General features: G+C 63.9%; 21 protein-coding genes and 1 tRNA gene. 11 read left to right on the top strand and 11 right to left on the bottom strand.

Annotated features, from left to right (window positions below; translation table 11 throughout):
• The first annotated feature begins 2 nt into the window (after positions 1-2).
• The 8 genes from E1H16_RS13970 to E1H16_RS13940 all read left to right on the top strand — a co-directional run bounded on the left by E1H16_RS13970 (position 3) and on the right by E1H16_RS13940 (position 5,519).
• Positions 3-746, top strand: a complete 744-nt coding sequence (locus tag E1H16_RS13970; RefSeq protein ID WP_134324529.1) for a hypothetical protein — start codon at positions 3-5, stop codon at positions 744-746.
• An 11-nt stretch (positions 747-757) separates the two neighbouring features.
• On the top strand, positions 758-907 hold the full coding sequence (locus tag E1H16_RS18455; protein WP_166741781.1) for a hypothetical protein: 150 nt from the start codon (positions 758-760) through the stop codon (positions 905-907).
• 178 nt (positions 908-1,085) lie between these two features.
• Positions 1,086-1,910 (top strand): peptidoglycan recognition protein family protein, encoded by an 825-nt coding sequence (locus E1H16_RS13965; RefSeq protein WP_134324528.1) that lies wholly within the window; start codon positions 1,086-1,088, stop codon positions 1,908-1,910.
• A 103-nt stretch (positions 1,911-2,013) separates the two neighbouring features.
• Positions 2,014-2,247 (top strand): holin, encoded by a 234-nt coding sequence (locus E1H16_RS13960; RefSeq protein WP_134324527.1) that lies wholly within the window; start codon positions 2,014-2,016, stop codon positions 2,245-2,247.
• 5 nt (positions 2,248-2,252) lie between these two features.
• Positions 2,253-2,711 carry a hypothetical protein gene (locus tag E1H16_RS13955; RefSeq protein WP_134324526.1) on the top strand — a complete coding sequence of 153 codons (459 nt, stop codon included), beginning with the start codon at positions 2,253-2,255 and terminating at the stop codon, positions 2,709-2,711.
• Positions 2,708-3,028 (top strand): hypothetical protein, encoded by a 321-nt coding sequence (locus E1H16_RS13950; RefSeq protein ID WP_134324525.1) that lies wholly within the window; start codon positions 2,708-2,710, stop codon positions 3,026-3,028. Before E1H16_RS13955 ends, E1H16_RS13950 begins: the two co-directional genes overlap by 4 nt.
• Before the next feature lie 107 nt (positions 3,029-3,135).
• Positions 3,136-4,323: a Fic family protein gene (locus tag E1H16_RS13945; RefSeq protein ID WP_166741780.1), complete on the top strand. Its 1,188-nt coding sequence runs from the start codon at positions 3,136-3,138 to the stop codon at positions 4,321-4,323.
• Between the two features lie 563 nt (positions 4,324-4,886).
• Complete coding sequence (locus E1H16_RS13940) at positions 4,887-5,519, top strand: class I SAM-dependent DNA methyltransferase (protein ID WP_134324523.1); 633 nt, start codon at positions 4,887-4,889, stop codon at positions 5,517-5,519.
• A gap of 142 nt (positions 5,520-5,661) precedes the next feature.
• Here the strand turns inward: E1H16_RS13940 and E1H16_RS13935 are convergent, their stop codons facing one another.
• Positions 5,662-6,207 carry an NUDIX hydrolase family protein gene (locus E1H16_RS13935; RefSeq protein ID WP_134324522.1) on the bottom strand — a complete coding sequence of 182 codons (546 nt, stop codon included), beginning with the start codon at positions 6,205-6,207 and terminating at the stop codon, positions 5,662-5,664.
• Between the two features lie 141 nt (positions 6,208-6,348).
• On the opposite strand from E1H16_RS13935, the gene E1H16_RS13930 reads away from it, so the two are divergent.
• Positions 6,349-6,422: transfer RNA gene (locus tag E1H16_RS13930), tRNA-Ile, on the top strand.
• A gap of 163 nt (positions 6,423-6,585) precedes the next feature.
• On the opposite strand, the gene E1H16_RS13925 is transcribed toward E1H16_RS13930, so the two are convergent.
• Both E1H16_RS13925 and E1H16_RS13920 read right to left on the bottom strand, forming a co-directional pair.
• Complete coding sequence (locus E1H16_RS13925; RefSeq protein WP_134324521.1) at positions 6,586-7,203, bottom strand: MSMEG_1061 family FMN-dependent PPOX-type flavoprotein; 618 nt, start codon at positions 7,201-7,203, stop codon at positions 6,586-6,588.
• 87 nt (positions 7,204-7,290) lie between these two features.
• The gene (locus E1H16_RS13920) at positions 7,291-8,871 is read right to left on the bottom strand and encodes an ABC transporter substrate-binding protein (RefSeq protein ID WP_134324520.1); all 1,581 of its coding nucleotides are present in this window, start codon (positions 8,869-8,871) and stop codon (positions 7,291-7,293) included.
• A 237-nt stretch (positions 8,872-9,108) separates the two neighbouring features.
• Between E1H16_RS13920 and E1H16_RS18825 the strand changes: the two genes are divergently transcribed.
• Entirely contained in the window at positions 9,109-9,966 is an 858-nt protein-coding gene (locus tag E1H16_RS18825; protein WP_134324519.1) for an NUDIX domain-containing protein, read from the top strand.
• Here the strand turns inward: E1H16_RS18825 and E1H16_RS13910 are convergent.
• The 3 genes from E1H16_RS13910 to E1H16_RS13900 form a co-directional block, all read right to left on the bottom strand.
• The gene (locus E1H16_RS13910; RefSeq protein ID WP_166741779.1) at positions 9,963-11,084 is read right to left on the bottom strand and encodes an acyl-CoA dehydrogenase family protein; all 1,122 of its coding nucleotides are present in this window, start codon (positions 11,082-11,084) and stop codon (positions 9,963-9,965) included. The genes E1H16_RS18825 and E1H16_RS13910 overlap by 4 nt on opposite strands.
• Entirely contained in the window at positions 11,081-12,271 is a 1,191-nt protein-coding gene (locus E1H16_RS13905) for an acyl-CoA dehydrogenase family protein (RefSeq protein ID WP_134324517.1), read from the bottom strand. Before E1H16_RS13905 ends, E1H16_RS13910 begins: the two co-directional genes overlap by 4 nt.
• A gap of 153 nt (positions 12,272-12,424) precedes the next feature.
• Entirely contained in the window at positions 12,425-12,787 is a 363-nt protein-coding gene (locus E1H16_RS13900) for a VOC family protein (RefSeq protein ID WP_134324516.1), read from the bottom strand.
• A 74-nt stretch (positions 12,788-12,861) separates the two neighbouring features.
• On the opposite strand from E1H16_RS13900, the gene E1H16_RS13895 reads away from it, so the two are divergent.
• A complete protein-coding gene (locus E1H16_RS13895; protein ID WP_134324515.1) occupies positions 12,862-13,494 on the top strand; it encodes a GNAT family N-acetyltransferase in 633 nt (210 codons plus the stop codon).
• Positions 13,495-13,644: 150 nt separating this feature from the next.
• Here E1H16_RS13895 and E1H16_RS13890 read toward each other — a convergent pair whose 3' ends face one another.
• The 5 genes from E1H16_RS13890 to E1H16_RS13870 form a co-directional block, all read right to left on the bottom strand.
• On the bottom strand, positions 13,645-14,625 hold the full coding sequence (locus tag E1H16_RS13890; RefSeq protein WP_134324514.1) for a hypothetical protein: 981 nt from the start codon (positions 14,623-14,625) through the stop codon (positions 13,645-13,647).
• Positions 14,619-15,206, bottom strand: a complete 588-nt coding sequence (locus E1H16_RS13885; protein ID WP_134324513.1) for a hypothetical protein — start codon at positions 15,204-15,206, stop codon at positions 14,619-14,621. Before E1H16_RS13885 ends, E1H16_RS13890 begins: the two co-directional genes overlap by 7 nt.
• Before the next feature lie 281 nt (positions 15,207-15,487).
• On the bottom strand, positions 15,488-16,477 hold the full coding sequence (gene meaB / locus E1H16_RS13880; RefSeq protein ID WP_134324512.1) for a methylmalonyl Co-A mutase-associated GTPase MeaB: 990 nt from the start codon (positions 16,475-16,477) through the stop codon (positions 15,488-15,490).
• Entirely contained in the window at positions 16,478-18,649 is a 2,172-nt protein-coding gene (gene scpA, locus E1H16_RS13875) for a methylmalonyl-CoA mutase (RefSeq protein ID WP_134324511.1), read from the bottom strand.
• Entirely contained in the window at positions 18,646-20,448 is a 1,803-nt protein-coding gene (locus E1H16_RS13870; RefSeq protein ID WP_134324510.1) for a methylmalonyl-CoA mutase family protein, read from the bottom strand. Before E1H16_RS13870 ends, scpA begins: the two co-directional genes overlap by 4 nt.
• Between the last annotated feature and the right edge of the window lie 23 nt (positions 20,449-20,471).

Raw genomic sequence — 20,471 nt, 5'->3', positions numbered from 1 at the left:
GCATGGCAGAGTTGTATTACCCGTTCGACGACGGCAACGGCGACAACGCGACCGAGACCCAATGGCGGCGCATGGGCCGGCTGTGGTCTCCGCCCGGTGTCGTGTCCGGCCTCGCGGTCAGCGTCGGGCCGGTGAACACGATCAACGTGTCCGCGGGTAGCGCGTGGGTCGACGGCCACATGTACGAGAACACGACCTCGCTCGCTGTCACGTTCACCCCGAACAGTCTGGCGACTAGCCGCACGATGTACGTCGTCATCGAGTTGAACCCGACGACGAACATCATCGCGGCTAAGTGCGTGGATACATCGCCCACACAATCGCCAACCGGCAACTATCAACTGCTCGTGGCGACGTTCGTGTTGCCGCCGTCAACACAGACACAGACCGCGACGCAGATCATCGACAAGCGGGTCATGATCGGTGACTGGAAGACCGTCACCTACAACTCGCCCTGGGGAACATTCGCTGGTTCCCAGTCATATCCGGGGTTGCGCTGGCGCATGACCTCGGCGGGCCTGGTCACGGACGGAATGATCGTCGCGTCGTCCTCCACGACTAACCCGATCGGCAATGTTGGCGACCATATCGGCGCTCTGCAGGTCGCGGACTCGTGGGTACCCGTGCACGGGCAGAACGGCGTGACCGGGCTGCGTATCCGCACGAATGGCCAGATCGAGTTAACCGCGGGAAGCGGCACGGGCTGGATCTCGTGTAGCGCGCTGTTCCCCCGCATCCACGTCTAGGAGTGATGGTTATGGATACCCGGCAGGGCTGGGATGTGGAGCGTGACAGCCGCATGGCTGACTACGCCAATACGCCGATCGACGTCGCGATCGAGCCCTACGACCCCGACAAGGACCCAGTAGCGAAGGGCCTTACCGATCCAGACGGGCGGGTCGAGTAATGACAAATCATCCAGGTTTGCCTGATGCGCTGCGGCGGCTCGGCGTGCGGGCGAAGGTTGTAGACGGCTGGACCCCGCGCGACCGCGACGGATTCCGCATTCTTGGATCGGTCCCGGCGCGGACCGCGGCGGATTCCCGACAGGGCCGGAATGTAGACAGTGACGGGCGGGTCGAGTAATGCCGTACCAACTAGGCATACCGAACGCACTGCGTCGCTTCGGGCTCACGGTCGAGGTCGTGGACGGTTGGGGCACGCGCGGCTGGTCCGGACTCAATCCAACCGGGTCGGTGTCGCACTGGACCGCGAGCCCCGGCGGGCCGCGTCCCTCGCTCGGCATCTGCATCTACGGTCGACCCGACCTCGATGGGCCGCTGTGCAATGTGTTCCTGGACCGTAACGGTGTCGCGATCGTGGTCGCTGCGGGAATGGCGAACCACGCCGGTCCGGGCGGATACAACGGCATGAGCGGGAACGATTCGGTGTTCGGCACCGAGTGCGAGGGCACGATCGGCGGCCGTGACGGGACGGATTTCACGGACGCGCAGCGCGTCGCGTACCCGAAGATCGTCGCCGCGTACCACTACCTGACTAAGACGAGTCCGCTCACACACGCGTGCGGGCACTCGGAGTGGACCAATCAAAAAATCGATATCGGCTCATACGCGCCGACGCTACGCAGACAGGCCGCCGCGATCCTCGCTGGCGGAGCAATCCAGGAGGACGACATGAAGGCAGACGAGCGCGCCGCGCTTATGGCGATCAAGGACCGGCTGGAGAAAATCGACAAACTGGCATTCAACGTGAACGGCGGCAGCGGCGCAGAGTCGATGCGGACCGTGCTCGACAAGATGCGCCGCTCCACGCTGTCGATCAGTAAGGGTGTGGCGACCCTCGTCGGTCGCGATCCGCACGTCATCGACGCGAAAGCGCTTGCCGCTGCGATCCCGGATGAGATCGCCGGGCAGGTCGCGAACGAACTCGCGAAACGACTGAAGCAATGAGGCTGCCCGCACCCGTCCTAATCCTGGCGGGCATCGCATCCGTGGCGCTATCCGCGCTGCTGTGGCTCGTGCCCGCAATCCTCGACATCATGGAGGCCAACGAATGACCACCGCCGCATTCTGGAAAGCAACCACCGAACGCGCCGTAAAGACATTCGCGCAGGCGCTCGTCGCACTCATCGTCGTCGGCACCAGCGTCCTCGACCAGACCTGGGGCGAGGCGCTCGGGATCGCCGCCACGGCCGCGATCGTGTCCGTGCTGACGTCGGTCGGGTCCGGCGCGATGGGCGGCGGACCGTCCGCCACCAACACCGAGCAGATCACCGGAAGCGACTAACCCCCATGCCTGCCCGCGCCCTCGCGATCACGTCACGACACCACCCGGTAGCGGTCGCCTGCTATCTCGGTGTCGCGATACTCGCTGTCCTGTACCTGACAGACGTCGCAGCCGCGGCGAGCCTGACAGACGAGACCAGCGGCGTTATCGCGGTCGTGTGGCAGGTCGCGCTCCTCGTCGGGTCAGGGCTCGCACTCGTCGGTGTCGCCGTACCAGCGCGGCACCTCCTGCACGGCCTCGCGCTCGAAGCCCTCGGCGCAATGATCGTCGGCGTCGAACTCGGCGTCTACGCCGTCGTGATGTGGTCGGCGCTCGATGGCCGGCCGTGGGCGAGCATCACGATGTTTTCGGCTGTCGCGCTAGGGTCTCTCACGCGGTCGGTGACCGCGATGCGGGACCGGCGGCGCGTGGTCCGTGCCGCGGCCGCGATGCAACTCACCACGGCGCTGGCGGATGCCGAATGAGTTCGGCGTGGCTGGCCACCGTGATATCGGCGCCGCTCGGTGGCGCGCTCGTCGCACTCGTGAACTGGATCTTCGGCCGCCGCCGAGAGTCCGCAGCGACCAGCCTTGACACGGCGCAGGCCGCGCGCGTGATCCAAGGCGCCGCGCTGGAAATGCTGCAGCCACTGCGTGACCGCATCGGCCGGCTAGAGCTGCATATTGCGGCGCTGGAAACCAAGGTCCATGACCTCACGACCGAACTCGATGCTGCGAATACGGCGCGCGCTGCGGCGGAGGCAGAACGCGACCATCTCCGTACCCTGCTGGGGACGACGTAATCCCGCGACCTCGTCTGACCAGCAGTCAGCGCGATCTGACGGACGGGAGCGAGGACGGATCTAAGGGACAGCGTTCATGGACAAAAACGTATGCCATAATCGACAACGTGACCGCCCATCGCTTCCTTGAAACACATCCATGGCTCACCTTTGAGCTTGACCTGAACCGCCTGAACTACAAGACCTGGCTCTTGCTAGGTGAGGCTGGGTCAAAGTGTGAGCACGTCGCAGGAGTCCCTCTTACGCCCTCGGTGGCGAAGACCCTGCATGAGGTATACCTCTCCAAAGGGATACACGGGACTGCGAGCATCGAAGGCAACACGCTTTCGGAGGAGGAGGTCCAAAAGCGGATCGGTGGCGACCTACCACTGCCGCAGTCGCAGGCGTACCTCGGGAAGGAGATCGACAACATTGTCGAGGTATGCAACCGAGTCGTTGAACGCGTAATCGCGGACGACAAGGCTGGAATCAGCGTCGGCGTTATCAAGGAGTACAACCGATCGATCCTTGAAGGCTTGCCACTCAAGCCGGACGTGACCCCCGGCCAGATTAGGAAGCACAGCGTTACGGTCGGCCTCAGCTCGTATCGCGGCGCTCCTGCCGCAGACTGCGAAATGCTCCTCGAGAAACTCGTCGACTGGCTGAATAGCCTCCAGGCTCCCCGCGATTGTCCCGAACTCGCGTTCCCTCTAGCAGTCCTGAAATCGATACTCGCGCACCTATATATCGCGTGGATTCACCCGTTCGGGGATGGTAACGGTCGAACAGCAAGATTGGTTGAGTTTCAACTAATGATTGAGGCGGGCGCCCCGGTCCCCGCGGCACACCTCCTGTCGGACCACTACAACCGCACACGAGATGCGTACCTGGTCGAACTTGACCGCACCTCACGCGAGCCGGGGTTCCCCATCGAGGGGTTCATCCAGTACGCGCTGCGCGGTTTCGTAGATGAGTTGGTCGATCAAATCGAGACAATTAAGGAGCAGCAGCGGCACATCACGTGGATCAACTACGTACATGACCGCTTCCACAACGAAGAGACGCCCGCTAAACTACGTCAACGCCTACTAGTACTGGACTTCCCGGCAGGCGAGACTGTCGCTCGGGCGAAAATCCCCGACGTTTCGGTGCGAATCGCACGCGAGTACGCCAAGACTGGCGATAAGACGCTCACTCGTGACTTGAACGAACTAGTAAGACGGGGCTTACTAGTCCGCGGTAAAGGCGGCTACCGGACGAACCACGGGATAATCGAGGCGTTCTTACCGGCGACTTACAGAGGAACCGACGATTAGATCCGCGCCAAGCGCCAACCGGCCCCACACTCTCGCTTGAGGGTGTGGGGCCGATTTTGCGTTTCAGGTGAGTACCTATTACTCACCTGGGTGGCACGTCGGCGGGGGCTTCTCAGTCACCATCACGCAGACAGAATGACAGGGTGGACGGACAGTATTTCGTCGGATGTCGCGGGGGTTGCCGATCCAACGTTAACCCAACGAAAACGACAGAATCCAATGACAACTATAGGAACCAATACCACGGTACCTCCCGACATTTACCCAGGTCAGAGGGCGTAAATGAAGTCCAACGGAAACTAGCAGAATCGCGTGCCTGTAACTCGAACGGTTGCTGGTTCGAGTCCAGCCGGGGGAGCCAGAAATGATGCCCTGACCTGCGGAGACGCGGTCAGGGCATCACTCGTTCGTCGCGGCTTCTGCTGAAGACGCAGCGTGACCGGCTATTTATCGATCTATAGCAGATGAGCGGCCTCCAGGCCTGCGTCTTCAGCAGAACAACGCGCCGCGCGAGACGGTACGGTCGAGACCATCGAAGGATGTCGACCGGAAGGTAGTCAACGATGAGTGACTCGTCCGCACACGCCGATGGTGCACTGCAACTGAACGGTGACCATGACAAGATCGCCAGTTACTACCGCGACTGGGCGTCAGATTACGACGGCGATATGGCCGCCGAGGGCTTCACCTCGCCGGTGATCGTCGCTGGTCTCGCCGCGATGGTGACACAGCCGAACGCGACCCCCGTCACCCTCGACGCCGGGTGCGGCACAGGGTTGGTCGGTCGAGCGTTCAAACAGCGACGGCCGGGTGCGGTCATCACCGGAGTCGACCTGACCGAAGACATGGCGCAGAAGGCTCGCGAATCCGGGGCGTACGCCGAAGTGTTTGGCAATGTCGACCTGCTCGAATACGCCAAACCCGACCAGCGTCCGCTGTTCGATCTGGTGCTCTGTTCGGGCACCTTGACGCTGGGACATATCGGCATCGAAGGTGTCGATGCATTGCTGTCGCTGACGCAGCGTGGCGGTCATATCGCGTTCAGCGTACGCCGTACCCATTCGTTGGATGCGGGATATCCAGACCGGATCGCCGAATTAGCGGCCGAGAAGAGCGTCGAGATCATCAGCGAACTGATCAACGCGCCATACCTGGAGAACGGCGGCGCCGACTACTGGCTGTTGCGGCGCCTATGACCCTGGAACTGGTGCAGGCCAAACGTCGGTGCCACTGAGCCCTGGCGGCAATGGGCATGATGACCTGGCGGCTACGCCTCGTGTTTGTTGGCGTCGATCTGGCGGCACTGGGCGGGTTAGCCGGCGTCGAGTAGGCGGATGGTCAGAGGGCATAACCGAGATGGCTGAGCGCCTGGCGTAACAGCACGCCATGGCCTCGGTCCATATCGGCTAGTACGCCGTCCGCCAGCGCGTCCTCGGGCGTCAACCAGGTCAAGTCAAGGGTGTCCTGCTGCGGCTCGCACTCTCCGCGAACGGGCACGATGAACGCTAGCGAGACCGCGTGCTGACGAGGATCGTGGAATGGTGTGACGCCCGGGGTAGGGAAGTACTCCGCGACGGTGAATGGCACCGGCGACGGCGGGATTTCCGGCAGAGCGAGCGCGCCGAGGTCCTTCTCGAGGTTACGCATCAGCGCGTCCCGGATCCGCTCGTGATAGAGCACTCGACCCGACACCAATTCGCGAGTGATTTGCCCATCTGTGGTGGCCCGAAGCAGGATCCCGACCGACTCGATCTGCCCGCGCTCATCGGCGCGCACCGGTACGACGTCGACGTACAAGATGGGTAGGCGCTCGCGGGCACTGCGCAGTTCATCGGGGGCGAGCCAAGCGGTTGCGGAGTCGAGGTCAAGATCGATGTCGGCCATGCGCCGATTCTGTCAACTGCCGGATGGCTGTTTGCGTGCGCATCGCCGGTAGCGTCGGACTTTCTGCCGAATCCTGCTCGGCAGGCGGGGTACGCCGCCTTTTAGGCCACCACTAAGATGATCTGGCGGTGACCGCCGCGTGGGGCGGTAGCTCAGCTGGTTAGAGCAGCGGACTCATAATCTGCCGGTCGCGGGTTCGAGCCCCGCCCGCCCCACTCTCGTGACGTTCTGGCGTACACCCAGGAATAGCTGGGATACAGAGCGGCAGGTGCTGAGTAGGTCCTGCGCGATGGCGGCGTACTGCGCGAAGCGAGGTTCTGCGAACACAAAGCGCGAAAAGCGTTCGCGTTTTGCTCACGGAACCCGCTGCGACCGCTGCTAGTACAGGTGCGCGGCCAGTTGTTCGTACGCGGTCTTGTCGTAGGCCTCCGCCTGCTCGTGCGTGATCGTCTTGGCCTCCTCGAGGAGCCGCCCCGAACTCGGCAGGTCCCCGCGGTCGACGACGCTCTCCGGGTCCCAGAGCTTAGAGCGCATGATTGCTCGCGAGCACTGGAAGAAGACTCGCTGCACATCGACCTGAAGCAGACTCGTGGGCAGCCGACCTTTGACCGCATAGGTCGCGAGTTCATCCGGATCGGCAGTCACCTTGGCGGTCCCGCGCACCCGGATGCATTCGCCCACGCCCGGAATCAGGAAGATGAGTCCCACGCGTGGGTCACGGACGATGTTGCGAAGCGTGTCGAGCCGGTTGTTGCCGTTGCGGTCGGGGATCACGAGAGTGCGCTCGTCACGGACGTCGACGAACCCGGCGCCGTCGCCACGGGGACTGCAGTCGAGCGCGCCTTCGCGAGCGGTGGCGATCACCATGAACGGCGACGCCTGGATCAACTCCTGGTAGGCCGGGGTGAGGTGGTCACACTCTTTACCGATCGCGCCTTTCGAGGGCTGGTGTGGATACAACTCTTCTAACTGTGCGATCGTCTGAATCTCGCTCATCGCCCGAGTCTAGGGGCCTCGGACCGAGCGGTTCAAACCTGTCCATCATCCCGGCGGGATCACCGCCGCGACTCTGGGTCGCTACGCTCACTCCTCGGGGGCGACCGAGACGTAGCGCAGGTCGTTCATCCCGCTGAGGTTCTGCGCGGCACCTGCTACGCCGGGCGCGTAGCCGGCGGCGAGGTGAATCATGCAGACCGGAATGATGTGCGGCGGATTGGCCATCCAGGCGTCGACCATCTTTGCGTAGGCCGCCGTACGGTCGGCGTCCTCAAGGGCGTTCGCACCCTCGGTCGCGTACTTGGTGATATCCGGGTCGGTCGTCCCACCGGGGTTGGACGAAGCGGTGGGCGATACGAACGAGCCCCAAACGAAGTCCGGATCGATGATCCCGGTCGTGACCGAACTGCTCGTGTACACCGTCTTGTCGATGATGTAGTCCTGAACCAACTGCTGGCTGGGAATCGACTTGACGGTCACCGTGATGCCCGCCTGCGCGAAGTTCTCCTGGACGATCTCGGCGAACTTCGTGTAGATCGTGACGTTCGGTGCGACCGTGTCGAACTCCAGGTCCGTTACACCCTGTTCGGCGAGGATTTCTTTGGCCTGCTCGGGATCGAATGGGTACACATCGAGGCCGTCACCGACTTCCTCGTTGTAGCCCACGCCGCCCTCGGGGAACGGTTGGACCTGAGGGGTGCAGTGGCCGTCGTACAGACCCTTCGCGATGCCTTCGCGGTCGATCGCCATGTTCAGGGCCTTGCGCACCTCGACGTTGTCGAACGGTTCAACACTGATGTTCATCCCGAAGTTCAGGAATAGGGTGCTGGGCTTGGCGAGCGTCTGGATACCCGCGTCTTCAGCAGCGTTGAGTTGGTCCGGATTGATCTGGGCGCCGTCGATCTCGCCGGAGATCAATGCGTTGTACCGGGATTGGTCGTCGGCAATGAACCGGTGGACGCGAGTCTTCACCTTCTGCGCCTCTGGCTCCCAGTAGTCTGGCGTGCGTTCGAACGTAGCCTCTACGCCTGGCTCGATATCGGTGGAGACGTAAGGTCCGATGCCGACCGGCTTGTCCTTGAGGACGCCGTCAGCAACGGCTTTGGGGGAGACGACCAGACCTGCGCGACCAATGAGGCTGGTTAGCAGGGGCTTGATCCCGCCGCTGACGTTGATCTTTACGGTCAACGGGTCGACGACCTCAACAGACTCCACCTGATACAACTCGCCGGCGAGACGACTGCCTTCAGCACGGTTGCGGTCGAGGTTGAACTTGACTGCCTCGGCATCGAACTCGGTGCCGTCGGAGAACTTCAGGCCTTCACGCAGCGTGAGCGTGACGGACTTCCCGTCCTCAGCGGGTTCGTACCCGGTGGCCAGACCGGGTACGAAACTCGAGTCGTCCGCCTTCTCGATGAATAGCCCGTCATACACGATGGAGTACGGGATCCGGTCTGCCGAACTCGTGCTCTCTGTCGGATCCCAGCTGGGCGGGAACGCGGTGTAACCGAACGTGAACGTGGCGTCCGGGTCGTAGTCGTCGCTCTGCTCGATGATGCTGGGGTACTCGGCGGTCTCTTTGCTGGTGCTCTCGGGTGCGTCTCCGCAGCCGGCCAGGAGTAACCCGGCAACCGTGCCCATCGCGGCCCAAGTACGTAGTCGCCTCATCGAGAGTCCTCCTGTGATCTGGATTACGGTCGTCAATGTATCTAACGACCGCTACATACGGAAGTCAATGCGTACACGCGTCATGTGGTGTCGGCGCTGAATGCAGACACGCCAAGGAAGAGGATCGGGTAGCGAAGGCGCGCGTCGCTCCTGGTGAGCGATCTGGCGGGTTCGTCGCTGCCCAGACCCACACGTAGGGTTGAGGCGGTGCAGTTCTCGACAACCGGGAGATAGATCGTGCGTGATCCCAATGATGGCTGGGCAGATGGCCCCGCCGGGCGGTTCTGGGGACGCGGCGGTGCGGCCGGGTTGCTCGCGCACGATCCGAACCGCGGTGTACTGCTGCAGCACCGCGTTGCGTGGAGTCATCAGGGCGGAACCTGGGGTCTGCCCGGTGGCGCACGGCACGTTGGCGAGAGCGCGATCGATGGTGCACTACGCGAAGCCGGTGAGGAAGCGGGCGTCGTCCGCGACGGGTTGAGCCTGCGCGCGACGTTCACATTTGATGTCGGGTACTGGTCCTACACCACGGTGCACGTTGAGGTGACTAAGCCGTTCGAAGCCGAGATCACCGACCCGGAGAGTGAAGAGTTGCGGTGGGTGCCTCCGGCCGAGATCGCGGACATGCCGCTGCATTCCGGATTCGGAGACGCGTGGCCGGGGCTACGGCAGCGACTGGAATCGCCGCCGCTGCTGGTGATCGACGCGGCGAACGTGGTCGGCTCGCGTCCGAATGGGTGGTGGCGCGATCGCGTCGGTGCTGCTGAGCGACTGATCGCCAATCTGCAAGGAATCGAAGCCGACGGAACCCCGGGTGCGTGGTTCGGGCTCGACGAACGATGGCACCTCTGGCCGGAGGTCCTGGTCGTTATCGAAGGACAAGCAACCGCCGCTAAGGCCACCGAATCCAACCGGTTAAGTGTCGTGCGCGCCGATCAGGACGGCGACTCGGCGATCGTGGACGAGGTGATGAAACGACCCGACGCTGACGTCGTGGTGGTCACTGCCGATCGAGTGCTGCGGGAGCGTGTCACGCAGTACGGCGCCCGACCCATCGGGCCAAGCGCCGTACTGGACTACCTCGATCGCGATTAGCCTGCTACCTGGGCCAGCAGGTCAGCGGCGAGTGCATCGCGGATATTGCTGGTGGTACCGAGCATCCGGCGGCCGCTGGTTGCGCGCTTGAAGTACAGGTGCGCGTTGTGCTCCCAGGTGAAGCCGATCGCCCCGTGCGCCTGGATATTCGTTGCCGCAGCCAGGTGCAGGGCCTCGGCAGCGAACGACTTCGCCGATAGATAGCAGCGCAGTTCGGCGCCGACGGGTGCTACCGATAATTCCGCGGCAGCACGGCGCGCCGCCGCGGCGGCGGCTTCCACCTCGAGCCGAGTGTCAGCGAGCATGTGCTTGAGCCCTTGGTGCGAGCCGATCACCTTGCCGCCCTGCTCACGGGTCTTCGCGTACTCCACGACCATCTCGAGCGCGGCGCGTGCGGCGCCCGCGCTTTCCGCGGCGAGCATGACCCGAGCAGTATTCGTTGCATGCGCGATGATCCGGGCACCGTCCTGTCCGGTGCCAAGTTCGGTTGCGGGGGAGTTGGCGAACGTAACGTGCGCGAGTGGCCGCGTCGGATCCGTCGAGTCGCATTCGCTGATGGAGACGCCGTCGGCATCTCGAGCGACGGCGTACACGCCACCATCGGTGGTCGTCACCAGGATCTGATCGACGTCCGCGCCGTTGATGACGAAGCGAGCCGTGCCGCTGATGCGCGCATCGGCAACACTCAGCGACGACGCCTCGCCAGTGATCGCCGGCAGTGCGAATGTCGCGGTGGTTTCGCCAGCGGCGATGGCCTCCAGCAAAGCAGCGGCAACCTCCGCATTCGAGGCGAGTAGCGCGGGAGTTGCGAGCGCCGCGGTGGCAAAGAACGGCGAGACCAGCAGAACTTTCCCGGTCTCCTCCAGGACGAGGCCAAGTTCGATCACACTCGCGCCGGCGCCTCCGCTTTCCTCCGGGATCGCGAGTGCCGCAAGGCCGAGTTCGCTGGTCAGCGTCTGCCACACGGCATCATCGCGCGCGACGCGTGGCTCGAGCATCTCGGCTGCGCGTGCCAGCGGTGCCCGCTCCTCGAGGAAGCGGCGTACGGCTTTCTGTAGATCGCGCTGTTCCTCGGCGAGGACCAGGCTCACGGTGTTCGGTGCTTCGGTCATCGTCATCGTGGCAACCCCATGATTCGTTCGCCGATGGTCGTGCGCTGCACCTGGCTGGATCCGCCGTAGATGGTTGCAGCGCGCGACAGGTGGTAGTTGTCGATCCATACTCCGGAATCCAGCGGGGATCCCTTCGGCTCCAAGCCGACCTCGACGCTTGAGCGTGCGCCCTGGTACTCGAGTGCATCTGGACCCAACACGTCGAGCGCGAACTCGAGCATGATCTTGTCGAATTCGGTCGCGTATAGCTTGATGAACGAGGATTCAGGGCCGAGCTCGGCGCCTTCCGCGGCGGTGTCGACGATCTGCCGAGCCATCGCATCAAGGGCGTCGACGCGTTCGACGCACCAGCCGAACCGCTGGCGCACCGATGGGTCATCAGCCAGCCCGCGTTCATTGATCAGTCGGGCGAGACGCTCAAGGGTCATCTTGTGCTGCATAGCTGTGCCGGCGGCACCGGACCCCCGCTCAAAGCCGAGCAGGGTCAGCGCGACCTTCGCGCCTCCGTTCTCGGGTCCAACGAGCATGTCGGCCGAGGTGCGAGCGTCGGTGAAGAACACTTCGCAGAACTCCGACTTTCCAGACATAGTGCGGATCGGTCGAACTTCGACACCCGGCTGGTCCAGCGGTACGAGCAAGAAGGAGATCCCCTTGGCCTTCGGAGCGTCCGGATCGGTGCGCACGAGGGCAAAGATCCAGTTGGCGCTGAAGGCCTGAGTGGTCCAGATCTTCTGGCCGTTGATGATGAAGTCGCCGTTCGCATCCCGAGTCGCGCGGGTACGCAGCGCGAAGAGGTCGGAACCAGCGCCCGGCTCGGAGTAACCCTGGCACCATTTGTGCTCGCCGCTGAACGCCTTCGGGAAGAAGAATTCCTTCTGCTTTTCGGTGCCCCAATGCAGCAGAGTCGGCCCACACATCTTCAGGAAGAAGCTATCGTTCGGGTGCGTGGTCAGTGGGGCGCCGTACCGCAGGAACTCCTCTTGGATAATCGCGGCCTCGCGGACGCCGTAACCGCTGCCGCCGACCTCCTTCGGGAACTCATAGGCCAGGTAGCCACCATCGAATATCTTCTTGCGCCATTGCGGGGCAAACTCGGCCCGCTCTTCTTCGGTCAGTGCCCCGATCCCGCGCCAGTCATCGGGCAGGTTGGTTTCCAGGAACGCACGTACGGTGCTCCGGAAGTCCTCGCTCATCGCGCCTCCGCTGCATTCTGCGTCCGCGCTGTCGCGGACGGTCGTTTTTCTCACCGTAGCCGACGTGGCGTACGCCACCGCTCAGGGATCGTGCTACACGGTTCACGGCGCAGCCCACGAACCGAGCGGCCGTCAACGTGCGCTGTTGACTGCTCAAACCTGCTGGAACTCAATTCGATTGCCGCATGGGTCGAACGTGTGAAAGCGTCGTACGCCGGGGATCTGGTCGTCAGCGCGGATGCATTCATAGCCGGCGGCAACGAGCTGCGCTGCTAACGCGTCGAGTTCGTCGACCAGAAACGCCGGGTGAGCCTTCCTCGCTGGCGCGAATGGTTCTTCCACGTCGAGGTGCAGGACAGCAGATCCGGATTGGAACCAGCACCCGCCGCGGGTCGCGAGAACCGGCGGTTTCTGGATTTCATCCATACCGAGAAGCACGCCATAGAAAACGCGAGCATCCTCCTCCCCAGACGACGGGATAGCTACCTGAACGTGATCGAGCCCAATGATTGTCATGTTGTCTCCGTCCCGAGTGGACCGTAGCAAGCGGGCAGGGAGCGCGACCGTTCGCTGCGCATAGGATCGACAGCATGAAGAATCGCTCGTCCGAGGAGTTTTTAGTCATACCGGCCGCCCGCTCCGACAGCGGGGCAGTGGCCGACGTCCTGGCAGATGCATTCGCCGCGGACGAGCACACCACCGGTCTCCTGCCCACAGATAATCGTTCGGCACGGTTACGGCGCCTCTTCAACGTCGCCGTCGCAGACACCTTCGCCTCCGGCGGAAACGCGTGGCTCGCTGTTGACGCGACCGATCGTTCTGCACTCGGTGCGGCGTTGTGGGAGGCCCCTGGCGCGCATGTCCCAACCTGGCGAACGGTCATCAACGCTCCTCAGTTTCTACATATCTTTGGTAAGCGAGCGTTTGACGCACACCGCACGGATCGTTCGTGCGAGGCGCATCGCCCGGGCGTTCCGCACTGGTATCTCAAGGACATCGGGACGGCAACGGCAGGCCGGGGTCGAGGCGTGGGCACGGCGCTGTTGACGCATCGGCTGAGTGTGGCTGACGAGCAGAGAGTCGGGGTCTATCTCGAATCGTCGTCGCGCGCGAACGTGGGCTACTACAGCCGGTTCGGTTTCGTCGAGCGCAGTGTTATCCCGGCGTACGGCACGATCGAACTGACCGGCATGTGGCGAGCCCCAGCCGCGAGGACGTCGTAGATTCTCACCGTCCATGCCGACCGGAAGCGGCCCCTGGTGCCTAGCTACGCCGGCATCGAGATGGGGCCGTCGGCTCAAGAGCGTTGCCCTGTCTGAGGACGCCGCGCGGTTGTAGCCCGTGCAAGGGGGCTCCTCGAGGTCGAACTGGAGTTAGTCGAGGTTCGGGTCGACCAGTTCTGTCTTCGCGGTCAGCACGGCCAACGGGATCGTGGTCGGCGCACTCACCAAATCGTCGAGGGTGCCTGAGACCATCTGAGTCCCGTCGAAACCTTCCCACGACGCCGAATACGACACCCAGACTTCTACCGGCCACGTGTCGCCGTCGGTCGGTTCGGTGAGTTGGATCGAGCAGGTCGGTGAGGCTTCGTCGATCGGCGTGCTCGCCGGTATTGTCGTCCCCGGACCCGAGCAGGAGTACGGCGGTGTGACGCCGTCATTCGGGTCCACGTGAATCGTTTGCGGTGTAATCGTGGCCTCAACCCATACCGGGCCGACCTCTACCTTCGGCGTCAGGGTCTTCCACTGTGCCGGATCGATCCAGATCCAGGTCTGGGCATTCTTCAACGTTGCGTGTCGACCGTCGTCGAGTAGGTAGAACGGGTCCAGGACGATATCTGGGGTGGTCACCGTTACGGACGTCACCGCCTGCTCTGCCAGCGACACCGGTGACGGCAACGGAGCGTCAGCCTCCGCCGTGTCCTCCGCTGGTGGTGCCCATCCGACGAGGTCGACAGCGCGCCCCGGGCAGGACTGCTCGTACCACGATCCCGTTGACGCCGTTGTCTCCGTCAGGTCGCTGATCGCGCGAGCCGCCGACACCCACCCCACGGTCTCTGCGTTCCGCGCCGTATACGTGCAAGGATCCGCCGCCGCAGGTGCCGATGATCCAGCCTGCCCGCTGGCTTCGGGTGTAGACGGTTTCCCGGGCGTGGAAGATTGCTCGGAGTACTGCGCGAAAGCCTCGTAGTAGGCATCGCCGCCAGTCGTCGTGCCGAATGTGGTACCGATGGGTGCCTCAGGCAATGCGCCTGCGGCAGGGCCTTGAGGCTCGGCGTAGGCGGGCATGGCGAAACTGAGGGTTGTCAACATCAGGGCGGACGTGACGGATCGGCTCCACCGCCTCGTCAGCACTGATCCTCCTTCGCCAAGAACCCACTGACGCGCCATCCACCCTCGTCCTTGTCGACGAACGCCTGAATCGATGTTCCTGGACCGCCCTTGGAAATCTCAGCGCCCGTGTCAGCATCCAGGATCGTTTCGTTCGACGTGTCTCTGCATTCTTTGACGGTGGCCTCCGAGTCACCGGTGAACGCCACCTCAATTTGCGCATATTCGATGGATCCGCCTGGGATATATCCGTGAGACGCGAAATTCGCGGCCGCTGCAATCACCTGCTGCAGTGCACCATCCTTCGCGTAGGGGGACATGGCCTCTGTCACTGCCGCTTCGGAGAGATCCGTCAGCGAATTAAGTGTCGTATAGAAGCCCTTGTAGGCGTCGATCACGGCTTGTTCCTCGGGATCGACATCCGGTGCGGACGACGTCGACGATTCGCTCGGCGGCGGTGTGTCACTCGGGGATGCGCTCGCGCTGGAGCTTGAGGTGGCGCTCAGTTCGGTCGGCTTCGTGTCGGGGTCATCGCCACATCCGGCGAGCGCTAATGCGAGGATTCCCGCACTCAGCAGCGTCACGCCTCGCCGCTTCTGACCCATCCACACTCCCGACTCAGCGAGTCACGGCTCCAACAGCCGGGACTTCATGTTTGTGGCGGATAGCCTATCGGTATTTAACAGTGGTAACCAAGTTATCCACAGTGCCAATCCGGGCAAACACCGCCGCTGCAGGGAAAGGCATCAAGTCGAGTCCGCTCCCTCGCGAAGGCCAAGCGACAACAAGCGAGCCATAGCAGCCAGTCAAAGTAAGCGAGCCAGGCTCAGCGCCAAGAAAAGCGAGCCATGACCACAAAGTCTGGCGGGCGGTCGCCGTCGGGATCTCAATCAGACGAGTCGAATGCGCGGAGGATCTCGTCGGCGGCAGTGGCTGCCGCGAGTGCGCCATCGAACACCTGGCGTCGCAGGTCAGCCCGAACCGCCTGTACGGCGGAGGAGCGCTGAAGCCGTGCCTCCAGTTCGGCAATCACCAGCTTCTCGGTCAACTCCCATTCCTGCGAGTGCCGTTTGGCTAACAGGCCGTCCGTACCCAGGAACTCGCGGTGCGAGCCGATGGCCTCCCACACCTCGTCCAGCCGCAGCCCGGTCAATCCGGCGCAGGTGAGCACCGGTGGGAGCCAACCCGACTGACCCGTGTTCACCATTCGTAGCGCAGCTTGCAGCTCGCGCGCCGCTGACATCGCGGCCTTCTCGAACTCGCCGTCCGCCTTATTGATCGCCACCACATCGGCGATCTCTAGCACGCCCTTCTTGATTCCCTGCAGCTGATCGCCGGTGCGCGCCAACCCGAGAAACAGGAACGTGTCGACCATCGTTGCGACCGTCGTCTCTGACTGCCCGACACCGACGGTTTCCACCAGGATCACGTCGTACCCGGCAGCCTCCAGAATCCGCATTGCCTGGGACGTCGACTTTGCGACGCCGCCAAGAGTGCCGGACGACGGGGACGGGCGAACGAACGCAGACGGGTTTACCGACAGCTCGGGCATCCGGGTCTTGTCGCCCAGCACCGATCCGCCGGTTCGCACGCTGGAGGGGTCGATGGCCAGTACGCCGACGCGATGTCCGTTGTCGGTGAGCATCCGACCGAACGATTCGATGAACGTCGATTTACCGACCCCGGGCACGCCCGAAATACCCACGCGCACGGTGGGTGACTCGGGCTCGGTCAACGCACTCAGCAGCCGGCGAGCCAGCGCTTGGTGCTTGGGATTCGTCGACTCGACCGCGGTGATCGCTTGGGCAACAGCGGAGCGGTCGCCCTGGCTGACAGCCTGGGCGACCGCTTCTGGATCTTGACGCCAGTGCGCCATTTACGCCGCTTCGTGGCCGAGCGACTTGGCCAGGTCATTGACCAGCCCCAACGCGCTGTTGGCGATGACGGTGCCGGGCGGGAAGACCGCCTTGGCGCCCATTTCCAGCAGCGTGGGAATGTCCGCGGGAGGAATGACGCCGCCGACCACGATCATGATGTCCTCACGACCCTGCTTCTTGAGCTCATCCCGCAGTGCCGGCACCAACGTGAGGTGACCGGCGGCCAAGGAGGACACCCCGACGATGTGCACGTCGGCGTCGATCGCCTGTCGGGCGACCTCCTCGGGGGTGGAGAACAGCGGGCCGACGTCGACGTCGAATCCCATATCGGCGAAGGCGGAAACGATCACCTTCTGACCTCGGTCGTGACCGTCCTGACCCATCTTCGCGACGAGGATGCGCGGACGGCGGCCTTCCTCAGCCGCGAACTGGTCGGTCGCGGCGAGTACGGCGTCGACGTTGCGGTCTCCTGCGGCTTCTTGGCGATACACACCAGAAATGGTACGGATGGTCGCCGTGTGTCGACCGAAGACCTTCTCGATCGCATCGCTGATCTCGCCGACGGTCGCCTTGGCGCGTGCCGCGTCGATCGCCCGGGCGAGCAGGTTGGAGTCCATATCGGTGGACTTCGCCTGCGTCCCCGCGGCCTTCGTCAGCGCGTCGAGGGTGCGCTGCACCTCGGCCTCATCGCGATCGGCGCGCAACCGCTCCAACTTGGCCAGCTGCGCATTGCGCACCGTCTCGTTGTCGATCTTCAATACGTCGACACCCTGGTCACGCTCTGGCACGAAGGTGTTCACGCCGACGACGACCTGCTTGCCTGAGTCGATCCGGGCCTGAGTGCGGGCCGCGGCCTCCTCAATGCGCATCTTCGGAATACCGGCATCGATGGCCTTCGCCATACCGCCGGCTTCTTCGACCTCCTGGATGTGCGCCCACGCCTTCTCAGCGAGCTCCTGGGTGAGTCGCTCGACGTAGTACGAGCCGCCCCATGGGTCGATGATGTCGGCGGCGCCAGCCTCCTGCTGCAACAGCAACTGAGTATTGCGAGCGATCCGAGCCGAGAAGTCGGTGGGGAGCGCCAGAGCCTCGTCGAGAGCGTTGGTGTGCAACGACTGGGTATGCCCGGCCGATGCCGCCATCGCCTCGATGCAGGTGCGCGCGACATTGTTGAACACGTCCTGCGCGGTCAGCGACCAGCCGGAGGTCTGCGAGTGAGTACGCAGCGACTGCGACTTCGGGTTCTTCGGTCCGAACTCACCCACGATCCGCGACCACAGGGCGCGTGCCGCGCGCATCTTCGCTACTTCCATGAAGTAGTTCATGCCAATCGCCCAGAAGAATGACAGTCGGGGAGCGAACTTGTCGACATCCAGGCCGGCGTCGATTCCGGCACGCAGGTACTCTAGGCCGTCGGCCAGGGTGTACGCGAGCTCCAAATCGGCGGTCGCTCCGGCCTCCTGGATGTGGTACCCGGAAATCGAAATCGAGTTGAATCGCGGCATCCGGGATGCCGTGTAGGCAAAGATGTCGCTGATGATGCGCATCGATGGCTGCGGCGGATAGATGTAGGTGTTGCGCACCATGAACTCTTTGAGAATGTCGTTCTGAATGGTGCCCGCGAGTTGCTCCGGGGCGACGCCCTGCTCCTCCGCGGCGACGACGTACAACGCCAGGATCGGCAGTACGGCGCCATTCATCGTCATCGAGACCGACATCTTGTCCAGCGGGATCCCGTCGAACAACTGGCGCATATCCAGGATCGAGTCGATCGCGACACCGGCCATGCCGACGTCGCCGACCACGCGAGGGTTGTCCGAGTCGTAGCCACGGTGCGTGGCCAAGTCGAACGCAACCGACAGACCCTTCTGGCCGGCGGCCAGGTTGCGCCGATAGAAAGCGTTGGACTCCTCAGCGGTGGAGAATCCGGCGTACTGCCGGACCGTCCAGGGCTGCGAGTTGTACATGGTGGGGTAGGGGCCGCGGATGAACGGGGCCAGGCCCGGGAACGTGTCGAGGCCGTCGAGGCCGTCGAGGTCGTCCTCGGTGTACAGACTCTTGATCGCGATGCCCTCGGGTGATTCCCACTCGTTACCGGGCTGAGCCGACAGCCCACCCCGGCGCGCGGGCGCCGCATCAAACGGCGTATCGCCGAAACTGGGGATGCTCATCGTGTTGCCTCCAGAGCGGAACGCGTGCGGTTGAGGAAGTCGAGCACGTTCTGTCCGACCGCGACAGAATCATCGACTTTGCCATCGAGTTCAGCGACCGGCTTCCCGGCGACCGCGACGTGCGCGATCCCGGCGGCGTGCAGTTGATCGACGAGTGCGGCGCCCTCGGCGGAGTATCCGGGGTCGCTGCCGACGAGGCACGCTGCGCCAGCGCCAGCAGCGTCGTACTCGCCCTTCAACTCGTCAAAGCTACGGCCGGCAGTACCGCTGACGACGGTGATGCCGCCGGCGGCCAGCAGGTTACTGACGAACGTCGCGCGCGCCGTGGTCGAGGCGAGGTCGCCGACGGGCCACAGGAAGATCGGTGCGGAAACCGGATTGTGCCGCAGGGCCTCGAATTCATCGGCGTCATGCACCGGACGCAGTAACGCCGAATCGGTGAACCGGGAGTACCCCGCAGACCGCTCCAACAGTTGCTCGTTGGACTGCGGGAACTCACTGACGCCGGTGATCGCCTGCTTGCGCTTGGCGATGGCCTCCGCCCGCGACTGAACTGAGCTCGCGATCTCGTCGGTGAGCTGGCCGTCGATGAAGGCCTGCAGGCCCTCGGCATCGATGCCGGTGAACTTCTCCCATGCGGCTCGCGCGAGGCTATCGGTGAGCGCCTCCATGCTGCCTGCGCCACCGGCCGGGTCGGTGACCTGGCCGATATGTGACTCGTGCACCAGCAGATTGGAGATATTGCGCGCCATCCGGCTGCCGAACTCGTCGGTCTGTCCGAGGGAGTCGTCGTACGCGCGCACGGTGATGGATTCTGCGCCGCCGACCGCGGACGCGAACGTCGCGATGGTCGTGCGGAGCAGGTTGGTGAACGGGTCGAACTGGGTGAGCATCCGCGCGGAGGTGACGACGTGCTGGTGCTGAACGTCATCCACGACATCAAGCACCTGGCAGATGCGGGCCCAGATCGCCCGAGCCGCGCGCAGCTTCGAGATGGTTGTGAACTGTTGGTCGGTGGCGGCGTACCGGAACTCGATCAAGCCGACGGCCTCGGCCGCGGCGACGCCGGCGGAATCCAACTGGCGCAGCAGATCGATGCCGGCTGCTGCCGCGTACGCGAGTTCCAGCACCTCACCGGCGCCGGCGTCGTGCACGATGCTGGCGTCCACGACGAACGCGCGGACCCCGTGCTGCTGCGCCAGACGGGCGGCGGCAGCCAGATCGACATCGAGGGCCGCACCGGTCAGCAGTCGTTCACCGGATGGGTCGATGCCGAAGTTCGTGGTTGGGTGCAACTTCCCGCCGCTGAGCGAAACCAGCGTCTCAGCGTCGGCGAGCGGCTGGGCGGAGTCGAGTACGACAGGGGCGACGTCCAACAAGACGCCATCCAACGCCTTGGCCAGGTCAGTCACCGCGCCGGGACGGGTCGCGATCCACACCGAGCCAGCGCCACCTTCGAGCTGGCTGGTGATCGACTCATCGGTGTTGGTGACGTGTGCGCGCAGATCCCAAGTCGGTACGTCGCCGGGCTCACGCTGCCCTTGGGCAGCGCCGCGTACGGCGTCGGCGCCGCTGGGGCCATCGGCCAGTCCGCGGGCCACTTCGGTACCGGCGAGCGGCGGGATCGTCAGGCCGTCCGTCGTCCGCTTGGTGAGCTTGTCGGGTGCCTGCGCTGGGTCGGCGTCCTCGGCGAGCCGGCCGCTCTTGCGCAGTACGCCGGCGACGGCGTCCTGCCACTGCTGCAGCGTCGCTTCAGATCCGCCCCGCAGGCTCAGGTGTTCTACAGAATCCTCGGGCATGATCCCGATCCTATGCGCCGCCT

It is taken from the genome of Cumulibacter soli (assembly GCF_004382795.1).
Taxonomy (GTDB): Bacteria; Actinomycetota; Actinomycetes; order Mycobacteriales; family Antricoccaceae; genus Cumulibacter; species Cumulibacter soli.
Note: the sequence above shows the minus strand (reverse complement) of the source record. Positions and strands in the feature narration are given on the sequence as shown.

What these genes read in the sequence shown, in the direction of transcription:
- E1H16_RS13970 (WP_134324529.1), top strand. Translation starts at nt 3, where the DNA reads ATGGCAGAGTTGTATTACCCGTTCGACGACGGCAACGGCGACAACGCG.
- E1H16_RS18455 (WP_166741781.1), top strand. Translation starts at nt 758, where the DNA reads ATGGATACCCGGCAGGGCTGGGATGTGGAGCGTGACAGCCGCATGGCT.
- E1H16_RS13965 (WP_134324528.1), top strand. Translation starts at nt 1,086, where the DNA reads ATGCCGTACCAACTAGGCATACCGAACGCACTGCGTCGCTTCGGGCTC.
- E1H16_RS13960 (WP_134324527.1), top strand. Translation starts at nt 2,014, where the DNA reads ATGACCACCGCCGCATTCTGGAAAGCAACCACCGAACGCGCCGTAAAG.
- E1H16_RS13955 (WP_134324526.1), top strand. Translation starts at nt 2,253, where the DNA reads ATGCCTGCCCGCGCCCTCGCGATCACGTCACGACACCACCCGGTAGCG.
- E1H16_RS13950 (WP_134324525.1), top strand. Translation starts at nt 2,708, where the DNA reads ATGAGTTCGGCGTGGCTGGCCACCGTGATATCGGCGCCGCTCGGTGGC.
- E1H16_RS13940 (WP_134324523.1), top strand. Translation starts at nt 4,887, where the DNA reads ATGAGTGACTCGTCCGCACACGCCGATGGTGCACTGCAACTGAACGGT.
- E1H16_RS13935 (WP_134324522.1), bottom strand. Translation starts at nt 6,207, where the DNA reads ATGGCCGACATCGATCTTGACCTCGACTCCGCAACCGCTTGGCTCGCC.
- E1H16_RS13925 (WP_134324521.1), bottom strand. Translation starts at nt 7,203, where the DNA reads ATGAGCGAGATTCAGACGATCGCACAGTTAGAAGAGTTGTATCCACAC.
- E1H16_RS13920 (WP_134324520.1), bottom strand. Translation starts at nt 8,871, where the DNA reads ATGAGGCGACTACGTACTTGGGCCGCGATGGGCACGGTTGCCGGGTTA.
- E1H16_RS13910 (WP_166741779.1), bottom strand. Translation starts at nt 11,084, where the DNA reads ATGACGATGACCGAAGCACCGAACACCGTGAGCCTGGTCCTCGCCGAG.
- E1H16_RS13905 (WP_134324517.1), bottom strand. Translation starts at nt 12,271, where the DNA reads ATGAGCGAGGACTTCCGGAGCACCGTACGTGCGTTCCTGGAAACCAAC.
- E1H16_RS13900 (WP_134324516.1), bottom strand. Translation starts at nt 12,787, where the DNA reads ATGACAATCATTGGGCTCGATCACGTTCAGGTAGCTATCCCGTCGTCT.
- E1H16_RS13895 (WP_134324515.1), top strand. Translation starts at nt 12,862, where the DNA reads ATGAAGAATCGCTCGTCCGAGGAGTTTTTAGTCATACCGGCCGCCCGC.
- E1H16_RS13885 (WP_134324513.1), bottom strand. Translation starts at nt 15,206, where the DNA reads ATGGGTCAGAAGCGGCGAGGCGTGACGCTGCTGAGTGCGGGAATCCTC.
- meaB (WP_134324512.1), bottom strand. Translation starts at nt 16,477, where the DNA reads ATGGCGCACTGGCGTCAAGATCCAGAAGCGGTCGCCCAGGCTGTCAGC.
- scpA (WP_134324511.1), bottom strand. Translation starts at nt 18,649, where the DNA reads ATGAGCATCCCCAGTTTCGGCGATACGCCGTTTGATGCGGCGCCCGCG.
- E1H16_RS13870 (WP_134324510.1), bottom strand. Translation starts at nt 20,448, where the DNA reads ATGCCCGAGGATTCTGTAGAACACCTGAGCCTGCGGGGCGGATCTGAA.